The organism is Allonocardiopsis opalescens, assembly GCF_003002095.1.
GTDB lineage: Bacteria > Actinomycetota > Actinomycetes > Streptosporangiales > Streptosporangiaceae > Allonocardiopsis > Allonocardiopsis opalescens.
Genome location: NZ_PVZC01000006.1, coordinates 1 through 18,859, shown reverse-complemented (window position 1 = coordinate 18,859; position 18,859 = coordinate 1). Strand labels below are relative to the sequence as shown.

Annotated in this window: 14 protein-coding genes and 2 pseudogenes; 15 read left to right on the top strand and 1 reads right to left on the bottom strand. The window is 73.5% G+C overall.

Annotation, left to right across the window (positions count from 1 at the left end; all coding sequences use genetic code 11):
* Positions 1 to 48: 48 nt before the first annotated feature.
* The 15 genes and pseudogenes from CLV72_RS19695 (at position 49) to CLV72_RS19625 (ending at position 18,435) form a co-directional block, all read left to right on the top strand.
* Positions 49 to 1,281 (top strand): dihydroorotase, encoded by a 1,233-nt coding sequence (locus CLV72_RS19695; protein ID WP_425428100.1) that lies wholly within the window; start codon positions 49 to 51, stop codon positions 1,279 to 1,281.
* Positions 1,278 to 2,454, top strand: a pseudogene (gene carA / locus CLV72_RS19690) (glutamine-hydrolyzing carbamoyl-phosphate synthase small subunit); the annotation flags it as partial. The gene CLV72_RS19695 and the pseudogene carA, both read left to right, overlap by 4 nt.
* An 18-nt stretch (positions 2,455 to 2,472) precedes the next feature.
* Positions 2,473 to 5,781: a carbamoyl-phosphate synthase large subunit gene (carB, locus tag CLV72_RS19685; protein ID WP_106248562.1), complete on the top strand. Its 3,309-nt coding sequence runs from the start codon at positions 2,473 to 2,475 to the stop codon at positions 5,779 to 5,781.
* Positions 5,782 to 5,843: 62 nt separating this feature from the next.
* Positions 5,844 to 6,713, top strand: a complete 870-nt coding sequence (locus CLV72_RS19680; RefSeq protein WP_106249537.1) for a dihydroorotate dehydrogenase electron transfer subunit — start codon at positions 5,844 to 5,846, stop codon at positions 6,711 to 6,713.
* 28 nt (positions 6,714 to 6,741) lie between these two features.
* A complete protein-coding gene (locus tag CLV72_RS19675) occupies positions 6,742 to 7,722 on the top strand; it encodes a dihydroorotate dehydrogenase (protein ID WP_106248559.1) in 981 nt (326 codons plus the stop codon).
* 210 nt (positions 7,723 to 7,932) lie between these two features.
* Complete coding sequence (gene pyrF, locus CLV72_RS19670) at positions 7,933 to 8,634, top strand: orotidine-5'-phosphate decarboxylase (protein WP_106248556.1); 702 nt, start codon at positions 7,933 to 7,935, stop codon at positions 8,632 to 8,634.
* Positions 8,635 to 8,965: 331 nt separating this feature from the next.
* Entirely contained in the window at positions 8,966 to 9,286 is a 321-nt protein-coding gene (gene mihF, locus CLV72_RS19665; protein WP_106248554.1) for an integration host factor, actinobacterial type, read from the top strand.
* A gap of 84 nt (positions 9,287 to 9,370) precedes the next feature.
* Positions 9,371 to 9,949 carry a guanylate kinase gene (gene gmk / locus CLV72_RS19660; protein ID WP_106248551.1) on the top strand — a complete coding sequence of 193 codons (579 nt, stop codon included), beginning with the start codon at positions 9,371 to 9,373 and terminating at the stop codon, positions 9,947 to 9,949.
* A 33-nt stretch (positions 9,950 to 9,982) separates the two neighbouring features.
* Complete coding sequence (gene rpoZ / locus CLV72_RS19655; RefSeq protein WP_106248548.1) at positions 9,983 to 10,267, top strand: DNA-directed RNA polymerase subunit omega; 285 nt, start codon at positions 9,983 to 9,985, stop codon at positions 10,265 to 10,267.
* Between the two features lie 53 nt (positions 10,268 to 10,320).
* Positions 10,321 to 11,511, top strand: a complete 1,191-nt coding sequence (coaBC, locus tag CLV72_RS19650; protein ID WP_106248545.1) for a bifunctional phosphopantothenoylcysteine decarboxylase/phosphopantothenate--cysteine ligase CoaBC — start codon at positions 10,321 to 10,323, stop codon at positions 11,509 to 11,511.
* Between the two features lie 175 nt (positions 11,512 to 11,686).
* On the top strand, positions 11,687 to 12,880 hold the full coding sequence (gene metK, locus CLV72_RS19645; protein WP_106248542.1) for a methionine adenosyltransferase: 1,194 nt from the start codon (positions 11,687 to 11,689) through the stop codon (positions 12,878 to 12,880).
* 96 nt (positions 12,881 to 12,976) lie between these two features.
* A complete protein-coding gene (locus CLV72_RS19640; RefSeq protein WP_106248540.1) occupies positions 12,977 to 14,284 on the top strand; it encodes an AAA family ATPase in 1,308 nt (435 codons plus the stop codon).
* A complete protein-coding gene (locus CLV72_RS19635; RefSeq protein ID WP_106248537.1) occupies positions 14,281 to 15,108 on the top strand; it encodes an HNH endonuclease in 828 nt (275 codons plus the stop codon). The genes CLV72_RS19640 and CLV72_RS19635 overlap by 4 nt, the downstream gene beginning before the upstream one ends.
* Positions 15,109 to 15,111: 3 nt before the next feature.
* Positions 15,112 to 15,498: pseudogene (locus CLV72_RS19630) on the top strand (primosomal protein N' family DNA-binding protein); the annotation flags it as partial.
* A gap of 873 nt (positions 15,499 to 16,371) precedes the next feature.
* The gene (locus tag CLV72_RS19625; protein WP_425428099.1) at positions 16,372 to 18,435 is read left to right on the top strand and encodes a primosome assembly protein PriA; all 2,064 of its coding nucleotides are present in this window, start codon (positions 16,372 to 16,374) and stop codon (positions 18,433 to 18,435) included.
* A gap of 212 nt (positions 18,436 to 18,647) precedes the next feature.
* On the opposite strand, the gene CLV72_RS32315 is transcribed toward CLV72_RS19625, so the two are convergent.
* A partial coding sequence (locus CLV72_RS32315) for a hypothetical protein (protein WP_170141045.1) occupies positions 18,648 to 18,859 on the bottom strand: 212 nt, incomplete at its 5' end.

Sequence of the window (18,859 nt, the reverse complement as noted above, 5' to 3'; positions counted from 1 at the left end):
GCGGGCGCAGCGCTGCCCGGGCCCGGCGGCGCGCTGCGCACCGCCAACATCGCGGTCGAGGACGGCCGGATCGCCGAGGTCTCCGACGCCGGCCCGGCCGCCGGCGCCGTGCGCGTCGACGGCAGCGGCCTGATCGCGCTGCCCGGCCTGGTCGACCTGCACACCCACCTGCGCGAGCCCGGCCGCGAGGACGCCGAGACGGTGGCCAGCGGCACCCGCGCCGCCGCCCGCGGCGGCTTCACCGCCGTGCACGCCATGGCCAACACCGACCCCGTCGCCGACACCGCGGGCGTGGTCGAGCAGGTCTGGCGGCTCGGCCAGGAGGCCGGCCACTGCGACGTGTGGCCGGTCGGCGCCGTCACCCAGGGCATCGCCGGCAGCCGGCTGGCCGAACTGGGCGCGATGGCCGACTCCAAGGCCCGGGTGCGGGTCTTCTCCGACGACGGCCACTGCGTGTCCGACGCCCTGCTGATGCGCCGCGCCCTGGAGTACGTCAAGGCCTTCGACGGCGTCATCGCCCAGCACGCCCAGGAGCCGCGGCTCACCGAGGGCGCCCAGATGAACGAGGGCGCCGTCTCGGCCCGCCTCGGCCTGGCGGGCTGGCCCGCGGTGGCCGAGGAGGCGATCATCGCCCGCGACTGCCTGCTCGCCGCGCACGTCGGCTCCCGGCTGCACGTCTGCCACGTCTCCACCGCCGGCTCGGTGGAGATCCTGCGCTGGGCCAAGAGCCGCGGCACCCAGGTGACCGCCGAGGTCACCCCGCACCACCTGCTGCTCACCGACGACCTGGTGCAGCACTACGACCCCGCCTACAAGGTGAACCCGCCGCTGCGCACCGCCGAGGACGTCCACGCCCTGCGCGCCGGGCTGGCCGACGGCACCATCGACTGCGTCGCCACCGACCACGCCCCGCACCCGGTGGAGGCCAAGGAGTCGGAGTGGTCCTACGCCGCCATGGGCATGGTCGGCCTGGAGACCGCGCTGTCCGTCGTGCACCTCACCATGGTCGAGACCGGCCTGCTCGACTGGGCCGGGGTGGCCGAGCGCATGTCGGCCGCGCCCGCGCGCATCGGCCGGCTGGCCACCCAGGGCCGCCCGCTGGAGCCCGGCGAGCCCGCCAACCTCACCCTGTACGACCCCGCGCCGCGCGGCCGCGTCGACCCCCGGTCCTTCGCCTCCAAGAGCCGCAACACGCCCTACCTGGGCATCGAACTGCCCGGCCGCGTCGTCGCCACCCTCCTGCGCGGCCGGCCGACCGTACTGGACGGGAAACTGGTATGAGCACCGCTGATGAACAGCGGCCCGCTGCGACGGGCCGCGTGATCGCCCCGGCCGTAGAGGGCATCCTGGTCCTGGAGGACGGCCGCACCTTCCACGGCCGCGCCTTCGGCGCGGTGGGGGAGACCTTCGGCGAGATGGTCTTCAACACCGCGATGACCGGCTACCAGGAGACGCTGACCGACCCCTCCTACCACCGCCAGATCGTGGCGATGACCGCCCCCCACATCGGCAACACCGGCGTCAACGACGACGACCCGGAGTCCGGCCGGATCTGGGTGGCCGGCTACGTGGTGCGCGAGCCCGCGCGGGTGCCGTCCAACTGGCGCTCCACCCGCAGCCTGGACGCCGAGCTCCAGCGGCAGGGCGTGGTCGGGCTGGCCATCCGCGGCACCCGCGCCCTCACCCGCCACCTGCGCGAGCGCGGCGCGATGCGCGCCGCCATCAGCACCGTCGGCACCGACCCCGAGACCCTGCTGGCACGGGTCCGCACCAGCCCGGCGATGGCCGGCGCCGAACTCGCCGCCGAGGTCACCACCGCCGAGCCCTACGTGGTGGCCCCGCCCGGCGGCGCCCCGGCCCGGCTGCGGGTGGCCGCCGTCGACCTCGGCATCAAGGCGATGACCCCGCAGCGGCTGGCCGAGCGCGGCTGCGAGGTGCACGTGCTGCCCGCGAGCGCCACCGCCGCCGACATCCTCGCCCTGGACCCCGACGGCGTCTTCTTCAGCAACGGCCCCGGCGACCCCGCCACCGCCGAGGGGCCGGTCGCCGCGATGCGCGGCGTGCTGGCGGCCGGCCGCCCGGTCTTCGGCATCTGCTTCGGCAACCAGATCCTCGGCCGCGCGCTGTCGCTGGGCACCTACAAGCTCCGCTTCGGCCACCGCGGCGTGAACCAGCCCGTCCAGGACCGCAGGACCGGACGGGTCCACATCACCAGCCACAACCACGGCTTCGCGGTGGACGCGCCCCTCGACGGGCCCTTCGACACCCCCTACGGGTGGGCCGAGGTCAGCCACGTCGACCTCAACGACGGCGTGGTCGAGGGCCTGCGGCTGCTCGACCGGCCCGCGTTCAGCGTCCAGTACCACCCCGAGGCCGCCGCCGGACCGCACGACGCCGCCGAGCTTTTCGACGCGTTCGTCACCCTGATGGAGCGGTCCGGCCCCAAGGGCGTCCAGGAAGGCGGCACCGTCCATGCCACGTCGTAGCGATCTCTCCTCCGTCCTGGTGATCGGCTCCGGGCCGATCGTCATCGGGCAGGCGTGCGAGTTCGACTACTCCGGCACCCAGGCCTGCCGGGTGCTCAAGGCCGAGGGCCTGCGGGTCGTACTGGTGAACTCCAACCCGGCCACGATCATGACCGACCCGGAGTTCGCCGACGCCACCTACGTCGAGCCCATCACCCCCGAGTTCGTCGAGAAGATCATCGCCAAGGAGCGGCCCGACGCGCTGCTGCCCACCCTGGGCGGCCAGACCGCGCTGAACACCGCCGTGGCGCTGCACGAGGCCGGGGTGCTGGAGAAGTACGGCGTCGAGCTGATCGGCGCCAACATCGACGCCATCCAGGCCGGCGAGGACCGCGAGCGCTTCAAGGAGATCGTCGCCGCGATCGGCGCCGAGTCCGCCCGCTCCACCGTCTGCCGCACCGTCGAGGAGTGCCTGGCCGCCGCCGACGAGCTGGGCTACCCCGTGGTGGTGCGGCCCTCCTTCACGATGGGCGGCGCCGGCTCCGGCTTCGCCCACGACGCCGACGAGCTGCGCCGCATCGCCGGCCAGGGCCTGGCCCTGTCACCGACCACCGAGGTGCTGCTGGAAGAGTCCGTGCTCGGCTGGAAGGAGTACGAGCTGGAGCTGATGCGCGACGCCAACGACAACGTCGTCGTGGTCTGCTCCATCGAGAACCTGGACCCGATGGGCGTGCACACCGGCGACTCCATCACCGTCGCGCCCGCCATGACCCTCACCGACCGCGAGTACCAGGCGCTGCGCGACATGGGCATCGCGGTCATCCGCGCCGTGGGCGTCGACACCGGCGGCTGCAACATCCAGTTCGCGGTCCAGCCCGAGACCGGCCGCGTCGTCGTCATCGAGATGAACCCGCGGGTCTCGCGCTCCTCGGCGCTCGCCTCCAAGGCGACCGGCTTCCCGATCGCCAAGATCGCCGCGCGGCTGGCCGTCGGCTACACCCTGGACGAGATCCCCAACGACATCACCCGGCAGACCCCGGCCAGCTTCGAGCCGAGCCTGGACTACGTCGTGGTCAAGGTGCCCCGCTTCGCCTTCGAGAAGTTCCCCGGCGCCGACCCGGCCCTCACCACCACGATGAAGTCGGTCGGCGAGGCGATGGCCATCGGCCGCTCCTTCCCTGAGGCGCTGGGCAAGGCGCTGCGCTCGCTGGAGAAGCCGGGCGCCCCGTTCTCCTGGGCCGAGCCGCCCGGCGACCGCGCCGAGCTGGTCGCCCGCGCCGCCACCCCCACCGACGGCCGGCTGCACCTGGTCCACCAGGCGCTGCGCGCGGGCGCGACAGTGGCCGAGCTGCACGACGCCACCGGCATCGACCCCTGGTTCCTGGACCAGCTGCTGGCCGTGGAGGAGGTCGCCCGCGAGCTGGCCGCCGCGCCGCAGCTCACCGCCGAACTGCTGCGGCTGGCCAAGTCGCACGGCCTGTCCGACGCGCAGATCGCCCAGATCACCGGCCGCTCCGAGACCGTGCTGCGCGAGCTGCGCGACGCCCTGGGCGTGCACCCGGTCTACCTGACCGTCGACACCTGCGCCGCGGAGTTCGCCGCCGAGACGCCGTACCTGTACTCCAGCTACGACGAGGAGACCGAGGTCCCGCAGGGCGCCAGGCCCAAGGTGATCATCCTGGGCTCGGGCCCCAACCGCATCGGCCAGGGCGTGGAGTTCGACTACTCCTGCGTGCACGCCTCCTTCGCGCTGGCCGAGGCGGGCTACGAGACCGTCATGGTCAACTGCAACCCCGAGACCGTCTCCACCGACTACGACACCAGCGACCGCCTGTACTTCGAGCCGCTGACCCTGGAGGACGTGCTGGAGGTGGTCCGCGCCGAGCAGGCGGCGGGCGAGGTCGTCGGCGTCATCGTGCAGCTGGGCGGGCAGACCCCGCTCGGCCTGGCCCAGCAGCTCAAGGACGCGGGGGTGCCCATCGTCGGCACCAGCCCCGAGAGCATCGACCTGGCCGAGGACCGCGGCGCCTTCGGCGGCGTGCTGGCCAGGGCCGGGCTGCCCGCGCCCAAGCACGGCACCGCGGTCTCCTTCGACGAGGCCAAGGCGATCGCCGACGAGATCGGCTACCCGGTGCTGGTCCGCCCCTCCTACGTGCTGGGCGGCCGCGGCATGGAGATCGTCTACACCGAGGAGATGCTCCGCGACTACCTGGACAAGCAGGGCGCGAACATCGACCCGGCCCACCCCATGCTGGTCGACCGCTTCCTGGACGACGCGATCGAGATCGACGTCGACGCGCTCTTCGACGGCGAGGAGCTGTACCTCGGCGGTGTGATGGAGCACATCGAGGAGGCCGGCATCCACTCCGGCGACTCCGCCTGCGCGCTGCCGCCGATCACCCTGGGCGGCGTCGACATCAAGCGCATCCGCGCCTCCACCGAGGCGATCGCCCGCGGCGTGGGCGTGCGCGGGCTGCTCAACGTCCAGTACGCGCTGGCCGCCGGGGTGCTGTACGTGCTGGAGGCCAACCCCCGCGCCTCGCGCACGGTGCCCTTCGTGTCCAAGGCGACCGCCGTGCCGCTGGCCAAGGCGGCGGCCCGGCTCATGCTGGGCGCCACCGTGGCGCAGCTGCGCGCCGAGGGCCTGCTGCCGGCCGAGGGCGACGGCGGCGACCTGCCGATGGACGCGCCCGTCGCCGTCAAGGAGGCGGTGCTCCCGTTCAACCGCTTCATCGACAAGTACGGCCGCGGCGTCGACACCGTGCTCGGGCCGGAGATGCGCTCCACCGGCGAGGTGATGGGCTTCGACGCCTACTTCGGCACCGCCTACGCCAAGTCGCAGCAGGCCGCCTACGGGGCGCTGCCCACCCGCGGCCGCGTCTTCGTGTCGGTGGCCAACCGCGACAAGCGCGCGATGATCTTCCCGGTCAAGCGGCTGGCCGACCTCGGCTTCGAGATCCTGGCCACCAAGGGCACCGCCGAGGTGCTGCGCCGCAACGGCGTGAACGCGCAGGTGGTGCGGAAGCTGAGCGAGGGGCGGGGCCCCGGCGGCGAGCCGACCGTGGTCGACCTGATCCACCGCGGCGAGGTCGACCTCATCGTCAACACCCCCTTCGGCAGCCCCGGCCAGTCCGGGCCGCGCCTGGACGGCTACGAGATCCGCACCGCGGCCGTCGTGCGCGGTGTGCCCAGCGTCACCACCGTGCAGGGCCTAGCCGCGGCGGTGCAGGGGGTGGAGGCGGTCGCGGGCGGCGCGATCGGGGTCCGGTCGCTCCAGGAGCACGCCGAGCGGATTCGCAGCGCAGGTCCGGGATAATGTCGGGGGATGTCCCGTATCAGCCGCCAGGGTGAGCCGTGAGAACGATCAAACCGGTGCAGATGCGCAGCCCGGTGCTGACCGTGCGGCGCGTCGACACCTACCACGCCATCACGGTGGTGGCCCCCGGGGTGGCCGAGCGCTTCCGCGCCGGCCAGTTCGTGGCGGTGGCGGTCGGCGGCGACACCTCCAGCATGCTGGCGCGGCGGGCCTTCTTCATCCATGACGTCAAGCCCGACTACGGCGGCACCGTCGAGTTCGTCTTCGAGGTGCGCGGGCGCGGCACCTCCTGGCTGTCGGAGTGCCGCTCCCGCGACCTGCTCGACGTCACCGGCCCGCTCGGCCGCCCCTTCCCGCTGCCGCGCGACCCGGTGAACTGCGTGCTGGTCGGCGACGGCCACGGCGCCTCGCCGCTGTTCCCGCTCGCCCACACCCTGCGCCGCCGCGGCTGCCGGGTGGACTTCGTGCTGGGGGCGGCCGGGGCGCAGCGCGTCTTCGGCGCGCTGGCCGCCCGCCGGGTGGGCGAGACCGCCACCTTCGCCACCCGCGACGGCTCGCTCGGCCTGCGCGGCCGGGTCACCGACGCGCTGCCCCAGGTCATCGAGGACGCCCGCGCCGACGTGGTGTACGGCGTGGGGCCGCTGCCGGTGCTGCGCACCGTCACCGCCATCGCCGCCAAGTACGGCGTCCCGGCGCAGGTCGCGGTGGAGGAGCGGATGGCCTGCGGGATCGGCCTGTGCATGACCTGCGTGCTGCCGGTCGTCGGCGACGACGGTGTCACCCGTATGCTGCGCTCCTGCGTCGACGGCCCGGTGTTCCGCGGCGAGCAGGTGCGCTTCGACGACGTCGGCACCATCCCGTTCGACGCCCTGGGCGCGCCCGGCTGGAAGGCCCGCCCCGACGACTCCGCCAGCACCGAGATCGGGCAGTAGCGGTTTTGCGAGTGAGGGGAGGTGCGGCGTGAGTGTTGACCTCACCGCCCGGCTGGGCCCGGTGGAGCTGGCCAACCCGGTGCTGGCGGCGGCGGGCTGCGCGGGCGCGGGGCGGGAGCTGGCGCAGTTCTTCGACATCGCCCGGCTGGGCGCGCTGGTGACCAAGTCCATCATGGCCCAGCCCCGCTCAGGCCGCCCCACCCCCCGGCTGGCGGAGTCGGCGTCGGGCATGCTCAACTCCATCGGCCTGCAGGGCCCCGGAGTCGACGTGTTCCTCCAGCGCGACCTGCCGTGGCTGCTGTCGCGCGGCGCGCGCACGATCGTGTCGGTCGCCGGCGCCCACACCGGCGAGTACGCCGAGGTCGCGGCCCGGCTGTCCGACGCGCCCGGCATCAGCGCCGTCGAGGTGAACCTGTCGTGCGCGCAGGCGACGGAGCGCGAGCGCACCTTCGCGGCCGAGCCCGAGGCGGCGGCGGAGGTGGTGGCGTCGGTGGTGGCGGCCGTCCGCCCCGACCTGCCGGTGATCGCCAAGCTGGCGCCCGACGGCGCCGACATCGTGGAGGTGGCCCGCGCCTGCGTGTCGGCCGGCGCCGGGCTGCTCGCGATGATCAACACCATCCCCGGCATGGTGATCGACACCACCACGCTGCGGCCAGGTCTGGCCGGTTCCACCGGCGGGCTGTCCGGCCCGGCCATCCGGCCGATCGCGGTCCGCTGCGTCTACCGGGTGCACGCCGCCCTCCCCGACGTGCCGATCATCGGCATCGGCGGCGTGCAGACCGGTCAGGACGCGCTGGAGATGCTGCTCGCGGGGGCGAGCGCGGTGGGGGTGGGCACCGCCACCTTCCGCGACCCCACGGCGGCGCTGCGCATCCAGCGCGAGATCGAGGAGGGCCTCGCCGAGCGGGAGATCTCCCGACTGGGCGATATCGTCGGTCTCGCGCACCGACCCGAGGGCGCGGCGGGCCTGATCAGGACCAGGTCGCGCCGGGCCGTCGCGTTCGACTGACACCGGGCGGCCCACCCGCCGGACCGCGGCCGGCCGCGGCGGGGGCGGGCCGCCGACCACCATGCGGATATCGCGCTAATCACCCGGCTGAGCGGGTTTGATCTCGGCACAACGGGCACCGATAGAACGGGCCCCAGCAGCCTCCGGGATCATTCCGCCACCGCGGGTGAGCCGCGCCGACCCGACCCCGTAACGAAGGGACCCAAGCCCGTGGCCGCTCCCATCGCCGTCGCTCTGGACGCCCCCGACCTCGAGACCGCGGCACGGTGGGCCTCGCAGGTGACCCCGCACGTCAGCACGGTCAAAGTGGGGCTGGAGCTGTACCTGCGCTACGGACCCGACGCCATCGCCAGCGTGCGCGGGGCCAACCGTGTCCAGATCTTCCTGGACCTCAAGCTGCACGACATCCCGGCCACGGTCGCGGGCGCGGCCCGCTCCGTCGCCCGGTTCAAGCCCGCCTTCCTCACCGTGCACGCGGTCGGCGGGCCGGCCATGATCCGCTCGGCCGTGGACGCCGCGCCCGGCGTGTGCATCGCGGCCGTCACCGTGCTCACCTCGCTCAGCGACGCCGACCTCGAACGGGTCGGCATGTCGGGCCGCTCGCTCGACGTGGCGCGGCGGCTGGCCGCGCTCGCGGTGGAGGCGGGCGCCAGGGCGCTGGTCTGCTCGCCGCACGAGGCGGCCGCGCTGCGCGAGGAGGTCGGCCCGGACATCACCCTGATCACCCCCGGCGTCCGTCCGGCCGGCTCGGCCAACCAGGACCAGGCCCGGGTGGCCACCCCCGAGGAGGCGCTGCGGTCGGGGGCCGACCTCCTCGTCATCGGACGGCCCATCACCGGCGCGCAGGACCCCGGCGCGGCGGCCGCCCACATCGCCGCGGCGCTGCGCCGCACCGGCGTCGGGCAGCATTAGCCCCATTTGCGGTCACCGGCCCCGTGGTTTGCGAAGGTCCGAAATCGGGCGATACGGGGCCGGTGAATTCGCTCCGGGGGCGTCCGGGGGAGTCCGGCGAATAGCCGGAGGGGGTCGGAAGGTGAGAAACAGATCACACCTTCGTATACGTGCTGCTTATACCTCCCCAGCCGGGAACTAGTACTCAAAGTAGTCATGTGCGCACGTAGAGTGATAATTGTAAAGAAATGTCGAGTAAAACGCCGCTTTACGTTGCCTCCGGTGCCCCTGAGCTACTAACTTGCGCAGGCGTCCGCCTCTTTACGACAAGAGAAAACCGAGGTGACCTGGCGTGGCTCTTCCGCCCCTCACACCTGAACAGCGCGCCGCAGCCCTTGAGAAGGCTGCTAAGGCAAGAAAGGAACGGGCCGAAGTCAAGAACCGGCTCAAGCACGGCGGCACCACTCTGGCCGCGGTCCTCAAAGACGGCCAGGAGGACGACGTAATCGGCAAAATGAAGGTTTCGGCTCTCCTTGAGTCGCTGCCGGGCGTCGGAAAGGTCCGCGCCAAGCAGATCATGGAGCGGCTGAACATCGCCGAATCGCGGCGCGTCCGCGGCCTCGGCGCCAACCAGCGGGCCGCCCTGCAGGAGGAGTTCGGCGGCGAGTCCTGACCCGTCGGCCGCCACCGAACGCACGCAGCGAGCGGTACGGCTGCGATAGCGTGAAGGCTCACCTGCCGACCCCGGAGGAGCGACATGGACGGAACGGCTGGCCATCCCGGCCGACTGCTGGTCCTGTCCGGCCCCTCCGGGGTCGGCAAGAGCACGGTCGTGGCCGAGCTGCGACGCGCCAGACCCGACGTCTGGCTGTCGGTCTCGGCCACCACCCGCCCGCCGCGCCCGGGTGAGCGCGACGGGATCGAGTACTTCTTCGTCACCCGCGAGCACTTCGACGACATGGTCGCCCGGGGCGAGTTCCTGGAGTGGGCCGAGTTCGCCGGCAACCGCTACGGCACCCCCCGCGGCCCCGTGCTGGCCCGCCTGTCGGCCGGCGTGTCGGTGCTGCTGGAGGTCGAGCTGCAGGGCGCCCGGCAGGTGCGCGCCGCCATGCCCGATGCCTACCTGGTCTTCCTCGCGCCGCCGTCCTGGGACGAGCTGGTGCGCCGCCTGGTCGGCCGCGGCACCGAGGCCGACGAGGTCATCCAGCGGCGCCTGGAGCGGGCCCGGGTCGAGCTGGCCGCCGAGGACGAGTTCGACACGACCCTTGTCAACACGTCCGTCCAGGATGTATGCGGCGAACTGCTAGCCTTGATGACGAGTACGGCCCGCAGCTGAGGGCCCCATCCGCTACCCCAGGGGACGCATATCGTGGCTGGCACGGAGCCCGTTGCCGAAGGCATCACCAACCCGCCGATCGACGATCTGCTCGGCGTGGTCGACAGCAAGTACAGTCTCGTGATCATGGCCGCCAAGCGCGCCCGCCAGATCAACGCCTACTACGCCCAGCTCGGCGAGGGCCTGCTGGAGTACGTCGGCCCGCTGGTCGAGACCCACGTCCAGGAGAAGCCGCTCTCCATCGCGCTGCGCGAGACCCGCGACGGCCTGCTGCGGTCCGAGCCGGTCGAGCCGCCTCCCGGCACCTTCCAGCCCTGAGCCCCGTGCCGCCCCGATCCGCCCCGGCCCGCCGGCCGGGGGAGCCCGCCTCCGTGGTGCTGGGCGTCGGCGCGGGCATCGCCGCCTACAAGGTGTGCGAGCTGCTGCGCCGGCTGACCGAGAGCGGGCACCGCGTCCGAGTGGTCCCCACCGCGGCCGCGCTGCGCTTCGTCGGGGCGCCCACCTGGGCGGCCCTGTCGGGGCAGCCGGTGGCCACCGAGGTCTGGGAGTCCGTGCACGAGGTGCCGCACGTCCGGATCGGCCAGGGCGCCGACCTGGTGCTGGTCGCGCCGGCCACCGCCGACCTGCTGGCCAAGGCGGCCCACGGCGCCGCCGACGACCTGCTCACCAACACCCTGCTCACCGCGCGCTGCCCGGTGGTCTTCGCGCCCGCCATGCACACCGAGATGTGGGAGCACCCCGCCACCCGCGCCAATGTCGCCACCCTGCGCGAGCGCGGCGCCATCGTGGTGGAGCCGGCCGTGGGCCGCCTCACCGGCGCCGACTCCGGCGCGGGGCGGCTGCCCGAGCCCGCCCAGCTGTTCGAGGTGGCGCGCCGGGTGCTGGAGCGCGGCTCCGCCGCGGTGGTGCGCGACCTCGCCGGACTGCGGGTGGCGATCTCGGCGGGCGGCACCCGCGAGGCCATCGACCCCGTCCGCTTCATCGGCAACCACTCCTCGGGCCGGCAGGGCTACGCCCTGGCCGCCACCGCGCTGGCGCGCGGCGCCGAGGTCACCCTGGTGGCGGCGAACACCGCGCTGCCCGACCCCGCCGGGGTCCGCACCGTCCCGGTGCGGTCCACCGCGGAGCTGGCCGAGGCCATGCGCGCGGCCGCTCGCGACGCCGACGTGGTGGTGATGGCGGCGGCGGTGGCCGACTTCCGGCCGGTGGCGGCGGCCGCGTCCAAGATCAAGAAGACCGGCGCGGGCCCCGCGCCGATCGAGCTGACCGAGAACCCCGACATCCTGGCCGAGCTGTCGGCCTCGCGCGCCAAGCCCGAGCAGCTGGTGGTCGGCTTCGCCGCCGAGACCGACGACGTGCTGGCCAACGGCCGCGCCAAGCTGGCACGGAAGGGCTGCGACCTCCTGGTGGTGAACCAGGTGGGCGACGGCCGCGCCTTCGGCACTCCCGACAACGAGGCCGTCGTGCTCGCGCCCGACGGCTCCTCGGTGCCGGTGCCGCACGGCAGCAAGGAGTCGGTCGCCGACGCCGTCTGGGACGCGGTGGCGGCCCGGCTGCCCTGAGGCGCCGAGCACCGGCCGCCCGTACTGAACTAAGTCGACCTGCTCGGTAGGATAACGAGTCGGACTGATCGCCGGCCCGGTTTGTTATACGCTGCCTGCCAGGGTTTCGCCGGCGGTCCGCCCGACCACCCGCCGCCGAACGGCCAGCCAGCAGCCGCTGCAAGGAGTCTCGTACGTGTCCCGTCGTCTGTTCACCTCTGAGTCGGTCACCGAAGGCCACCCGGACAAGATCGCTGACCAGATCAGCGACTCCATCCTCGACGCCCTGCTGAAGGACGACCCCAAGAGCCGGGTCGCCGTCGAGACCTTGATCACGACCGGTCAGGTGCACGTCGCCGGCGAGGTCACCACCGAGACCTACGTCGACATCCCCGCGATCATCCGCGAGAAGATCCTCGACATCGGCTACGACTCCTCGGCCAAGGGCTTCGACGGCCGCACCGCGGGCGTCTCCGTCTCCATCGGCGCGCAGTCCCCCGACATCGCGCAGGGCGTGGACACCGCCTATGAGGCGCGCGAGGGCACCACCGCCGACGACATCGACCTCCAGGGCGCGGGCGACCAGGGCATCATCTTCGGCTACGCCAACACCGAGACCCCGCAGCTGCTGCCGCTGCCGATCACCCTCGCGCACCGCCTGTCCCGTCAGCTGGCCGCGGTGCGGCGCTCGGGCACCGTCCCCTACCTGCGCCCTGACGGCAAGACCCAGGTCACCATCGAGTACGACGGCAACCGGCCGGTGCGGCTGGACACCGTCGTCGTCTCCAGCCAGCACGCGCCGGACATCGACCTGCGCGAGCTGCTGGAGCCCGACGTGCGCGAGCACGTGGTCGAGGCCGTGCTCAAGGACTTCGACATCGACGCCGGCGACTACAAGCTGCTGGTGAACCCCACCGGCCGCTTCGAGATCGGCGGCCCGCAGGGCGACGCCGGCCTCACCGGCCGCAAGATCATCATCGACACCTACGGCGGCTACGCCCGCCACGGCGGCGGCGCCTTCTCCGGCAAGGACCCCTCCAAGGTCGACCGCAGCGCCGCCTACGCCACCCGGTGGGTCGCCAAGAACGTCGTCGCCGCCGGCCTCGCCGAGCGCGCCGAGATCCAGGTCGCCTACGCCATCGGCAAGGCCCACCCCGTCGGCGTCTTCCTGGAGACCTTCGGCACCGAGCAGGTCGACCCCGCCAAGATCGAGCGCGCCATCCAGGAGGTCTTCGACCTCCGCCCCGGCGCCATCATCCGCGACCTCGACCTGCTGCGCCCCATCTACTCCCAGACCGCCGCCTACGGCCACTTCGGCCGCGAGGAGCCCGACTTCAGCTGGGAGCGCACCGACCGCACCGACGCGTTGAAGACGGCGGCGGGGGCGTAGCGCCACCTGGTCCACGACGACGGCTCTCCGGCACCCTCCCCGGTGGCGGGGAGCCGTCGTGCTGTTCGGACCGGTGCTTCGTGGCAGGGTGTTCCCATGTACATCAAGCGGCTCCGGATCGACGGCATCCGCAACTTCCACGGTCCGCGTGCGGTGGACCTGGACTTCACCCGGCCGGACGGGTCCTACGCGGGGTGGACGGTGCTCGCGGGGCGCAACGGGTCGGGGAAGAGCACCTTGCTGCAGATGCTGGCGCTGACGGCCGGGCTGCCCCAGGCGGTGCACATTGAGTATCTGATCTACAACAAGCCGAACCAGAACCTGGTCACACGGGGAGCGAACGAAGGCGTAATCGATGCTACGGCTGTGTCCCAACCCGAATACGACCGTAACGCGAAGCGCCTCGATCAGTTCGGACTAAAGATCCCTCGGCGGCTTGCGGACGGAGTGGGAGGTGGGTGGAGCCACAGCTCCCCTCTCGACGAGATGAGCTTGGACGCGCACTCGGGCTGGTTGCTTGCGGCGTATGGCCCCTTTCGGCGCCTCTCGAACGCTTTGGTCGCAGCCGTCCAGGAGAGCCACACGCCCTCCAGGATGGACGCTGTGCGCACCCTGTTCGAAGAGGACGCCTCGCTCGCAGACGGGGTGACCTGGCTGGTGCGACAGCACCTCTTCCGTCTGGAGAACCAGCCAGGCGCCGCAGAACTGCTCGACACGGTCCTCATGCTGCTCAGCGATGGCCTGCTGCCCGACCGCCATCGCATCGTAAAGGTCGACTCCTCCGGTCTGTGGGTCGGCCGCGATGGCGCAGAATACCCACTCGCGCAGGTCAGCGACGGCTATCGGTCTGTGGTCGCCCTCGTCGTGGATCTGATCCGCCGGTTCGACCAGGCGTACGGCTCCGCGACCCTGGCCGACCTGGACGGCCGCCCTGCTCTGCTCCAGCCCGGTGTCGTCCTCATCGACGAAGTAGACGCCCACCTGCACGTGAGCTGGCAGCAGCAGATCGGCCCGTGGCTGACCGCGCACTTCCCCAACATCCAGTTCATCGTCACCTCGCACAGCCCCTACGTCTGCCAGAGCGCCGACCCGGGTGGGCTGATCCGGCTGCCCGGCCCCGACGAGGCCGCCGCACCGCACGTGGTCAGCCAGGACCTCTACGAGCGCGTCGTCTACGGCAGCGGCGACGACGCCGTGCTGACCGAGCTGTTCGGGCTGGACACGCCCTACTCCGTCGCGGCGGAGCGCCTGCGGCGGCGGCTCGCGGTGCTGGAGGGGCGGGTGCTGGCCGGAGAGGCGACCGAGGCCGAGGTCGCCGAGTACCAGGAGGTCAGCGAGACACTGACCAGTTCACTGTCCTCGCGCGTGGTCGAGCTGTCCGCGCGGCTCAACCGCGACTCGTGATCCGGATCGTCCGGCTGCCGCTCGGTGCCGACGGAGCCGAGCGGCTGGCCAGGAAGGCGGAACACGTTCGACAGCTTGGCGGCTCTGTTGCCCACGCGCGTGCGACGTGGAAGTCCGCGGCGGCGGAGCGCGGGCTGGTCCGCGACCGGCTGGCCGAGATGGCCGCCGGAATCCAGCGCTGCATGTACTGCGGCGACAGCCTCGGCACGGACATCGACCACTTCGAGCCGCTGGCGAGGACCCCGTCGCGCGCCTTCGACTGGCTGAACCACCTGCTCGCCTGCTCGCACTGCAACAGCAATGAGAAGCGGGACGGCCACCCGTGCGGCGAGGCAGGTGAGTGCCTGCTCATCGATCCGACCCGCGAGGAACCGAGTACGCACCTGCGGCTCGTCCTGAGCACGGGCGAGTACCAGGCGTCGACGCCCAAAGGTGGAGCGACGATCGAGACCATCGGCCTCAACCGCCCGGACCTGGTGCGAGGCCGGGCGGACGCGTTCGCGATGAGGGGACTCGTGTTCCTCGGGTTGATGGCCAAGCACGATGCTGGAGATATCGACGCCTGGCGCGTCGCGCTCGACGCTCTGCACCGCCAGCCCTTCGCCGACGTACTCGCGGCCATGATGCGTATCGCCGACCGTCCCGGCGCCGACATCGTGCTGGGCGCCGATGTGCGGGACGCCATGCTCACGGTCGTCTCGCTCATGCGCGCGGAAGGCGCGCCCACGGTGCACATGACCTCGGCGATGGGCGAGGCTTCGACTGCAGGCGCCCTTGGCTCCAGCGGTGTGCAGGCACCCCGCGGCCCCTCTGGTAAGACCTAGAACGTGGCGACCTCCCCGACCGACTCCGACGACGGCCCGGACGACGGCGACGCGCTGCTGTCCGTGGCCGAGGTGGTGGGGAAGCGCAAGGCGGCGGCGCGGCGGCGCAAGGCGGCCAGGAACGCGGCCGCCGTGCGAGCGCCGGTCGCGCGGGTGCTGATCGACTCACCGCTGCCGCACCTGGACCGCGTGTTCGACTACCGGGTCACGGCGGCGCAGGACGAGCGCGCCGTGCCCGGGTGCCGGGTGCGGGTGGGCTTCAGCGGTCAGACGGTGGACGGCTACCTGCTCGAACGTGTCGAGAGCAGCGAGTTCGGCGGTCGGCTGCTGCCGCTGGACCGGGTGGTGTCGCCCGAACCGGTGCTCACTCCCGAGATCGCCCGCCTCGCCCGCGCCGTCGCCGACCGCTACGCCGGAACCATGGCCGACGTCATCCGCTTGGCGGTGCCCCCCCGGCACGCCCGGGTCGAGAAGGAGGGGACGGCAGTCGGCGCCGGGTCCGCCGACGCCACTGCGCCGGAGGCGGCCGAGCCGCCCGTGCCGGAGGCCGGACGTCCTGAGCGGACGGGCGGCGGCGAGTCGACGGCGGCCGGAGCCGAGACGCCCCCCGGGACCGACCGGCCCGGTCCCGGCGGCCGGAAGGGCGGCGGAGCCGTGCCGTCGAGGGGATCGGACGTGCACCGGAACACGGTCACCGTCCGCCTGCCCGACACCAGGGAAGAAGAAGACGGTCATCCTGCCCGTCCCGGGAATCCGGACGACGATGGAGGACGGGGACCCGACGCGGTCGGCGACGGGCAGACCCCTGACCGCGCGGGTGGGGGAGCGGTCACCGCGTCCGAGGGCGGCACCGCTTCCCGGACAGGCGGCGACGGCGGTCCAATCGCGGGCACGGACGACGTTCCTGGTGCCGTGGGGGAGCGGCATGGCGGTGCGGAGGGCGAGGGCAGAGGTTCCGCAGGCGCCGCGCCCCCCGGAGGAGGGCTTCCGACCGGCAGCGCAGACGGCGCGGTACCGCACGGCATGCACGGCGCTCTCGCCGCAGGATCGAGCGCGTCTCCACCGGGTTGCGGAACCGGCCCGGGGACCGGGAAGCCGTCCGACTGCGGTCACGCGACCGAAGGCGCGGACAGCGCGGACCCGGCTGCCACGGGCGGTCCCGTCGCCGGAACCGGCGACGGGGACGTGAGTCCTGGGCCCGGTCCGGATGCCGTGGAGGACTTCGGAGGGCCGGACCCTGCGGGTGCGTTCGCGGGCCGTGGTGTGGCAGGCCGGGGAGCGGGCGGGTCCGCACGCGGCGGTGGCGCGGAATCTCTGCCTGGTTCGTCAGGTCGTGGCGTCGCTCCTGTCGGATCAGGCGGCGCGCGTGCTGGGCTCGGTTCCGAGGCCGAGGCGGGCTCCGAACCGTCGATCCTTGGGCGTTTCAGGACTGAGGTCACGCGTGGTGGCGTCGAGGGCCGGACGCTGAGTGGCGCGGCTGAGTTCACTGGTGCTGGCGGAGTTGGCTCCTTGTCCGGCTTGTCGGCTCGTGGCACTGTCGCTGCTGCCGGATCCGGCGGCGCGGGTGCGGGGCGTGGTTCGGAGGCCGTAGAAGGCTCTGGAACGTCGGGTCCTGGAGGGCGTCCGGGGACCGAGGGCGCGGGCCAGGGGTCGGGCGGCGCGGCCGCGGCCCCGCCCGGCGGCGGTGCGGCGTCCGCGTCCGGCGGCGCGGCGGGCGGCGGCTCGGGCCCGCCACCGGTCGAACCCGGGCCGTGGGCGGACTACCCGGCCGGGCCCGCGTTTCTGGCCGCGCTGGCCGACGGGCGGGCGCCGCGTGCGGTGTGGACGGCGCTGCCGGGGCCGGACTGGTGCCGGGCGGTGGCCGTCGCGGTGGCGGTGTGCCTGCGGGCGGGGCGCGGCGCGGTCGTGGTGGTTGCGGACGGGCGGGCGGCGGCGCGGCTCGACGCGGCGCTGAGCGCCGAACTCGGCGCGGGGCGGCACGTCGTGCTCACGGCCGAGCTGGGCCCGGCCGAGCGGTACCGCAGGTGGCTGGCGGCGCTGCGGGGGCAGGTACGCGCGGTCGTGGGCACCCGGGCGGCCACGTACGCGCCCGTCGCCGATCTCGGCCTGGTGGTGCTGTGGGACGACGGCGACGACGTGCACGCCGAGCCGCACGCGCCCTACCCGCACCCGCGTGCGGTGCTGGCGCTGCGCGCGCACCAGGCGGGGGCGGCGGTGCTGTTCGGCGGGGTGACGCGTACGGCGGACACCGCGCAGCTGATCGCGTCGGGCTGGGCGCGCCCGCTGGAGGCCGACCGCGCCACGGTGCGGCGGCGCGCCCCGCAGGTGCGGATCGCGGGCGAGGACAGCGAGCTGGCGCGCGACCCCGGGGCGCGCACTGCCCGACTGCCCAGCCTGGCGCTGCGGGTGGCGCGGTCGGCGCTCGAACACGGGCCGGTGCTGGTGCAGGTGCCCAGGCGCGGCTACCTGCCGTCGCTGGCCTGCGCGAGCTGCCGCGAGCCGGCCCGCTGCGCGCACTGCGCCGGACCGCTGGCGCTGCGCAGCTCGCACGCGATGCCGTACTGCCGCTGGTGCGGCCGGATCGCGGCCGGGTGGCGCTGCCCGGAGTGCGACGGCGCGCAGGTGCGGGCGCGTGTCGTCGGCGCGCGGCGGACCGCCGAGGAGATCGGCCGGGCCTTCCCGCAGGTGCGGGTGCGCACCTCGGGACGTGACGAGATCCTGGACCGGGTGGGACCGGAGCCCGCGCTGGTGGTGTCCACGCCGGGCGCGGAACCGGTGGCCGAGGGCGGCTACGCGGCGGCGCTGCTGCTCGACGGCTGGGTGCTGCTCGGCCGTGCCGACCTGCGCGCCACCGAGGAGGCACTGCGCCGCTGGCTGAACGCCGCCGCCCTGGTCCGACCGGCCCCTGACGGGGGCCAGGTCGTGCTGCTGGCCGACCCCCAGGCGCCGGCCGCGCAGGCCGCGGTGCGCTGGGACCCCGGCACCCTCGCCGAACGCGAACTGGCCGAACGCGCCGAACTGGGCTTCCCGCCCGCCGTCCGGATGGCGTCGCTCACCGGCGACGCTGCCTCCGTGCGCGAGCTGCTCGATCTCGCCGACCTGCCGTCCGGCGCCGAGGTTCTCGGCCCGGTGGCGCTGCCCCAGGACGCCCCGGCCTTGGGGCGGCCGGGCGGCGCTCCTGACGGAGTGCCCGAACGCGCCCTCGTCCGCGTGCCGCACGCCGCCGGAGCGGCCCTCGCCGCCGCCGTCAAGGCGGCCGTCGCGGCCCGCAGCGCGCGCGGGGAGCCCCCCGTACGCGTCCAGGTGGACCCGTCGGAGCTGCTGTGACGGAGTGAGCGGGCGGTGTCGAGCGGTTGCCGCCGGGTGCGGCCGGGCACGCGACGAGTCCGCGCGGTGCCATGCCCGGAGCAGCGCTCGTCACTTGTGACGGCGCGCCGCGAAACAGCGGCCCGCTCGCGAGGCGAGCGGGCCGCTTGACCTGTCATGGGGAGTTCGCACCGCTTCCGCTGACTGTGCGTCCCAGCGCAGGGTTCGTGAGATCAGTCGGTGTCGTCGGTGAGTCGTGGGAGGGCGAGGGTGAATCCGTGGAGTTGGTGGGTGTGGGGTTGGTGGGTGGGGGTGAGGTGTCGGAGGGTGATCCAGGCGGGTGTGGTGGTGTGGGCGGTGGTGTGGGCGAGTAGCCAGGTGCGGAATTCGTTGCCGAGGGCTTGGACCATGAGGTCGGTGATGGTGGCCAGGTAGTGGGGGTCGG

Excerpts from the sequence above, each read along its gene's own strand:
- CLV72_RS19680 (WP_106249537.1), top strand. The coding sequence starts at position 5,844 with ATGCGCAGCCCGGTGCTGACCGTGCGGCGCGTCGACACCTACCACGCC.
- CLV72_RS19640 (WP_106248540.1), top strand. The coding sequence starts at position 12,977 with ATGTACATCAAGCGGCTCCGGATCGACGGCATCCGCAACTTCCACGGT.
- carB (WP_106248562.1), top strand. The coding sequence starts at position 2,473 with ATGCCACGTCGTAGCGATCTCTCCTCCGTCCTGGTGATCGGCTCCGGG.
- gmk (WP_106248551.1), top strand. The coding sequence starts at position 9,371 with ATGGACGGAACGGCTGGCCATCCCGGCCGACTGCTGGTCCTGTCCGGC.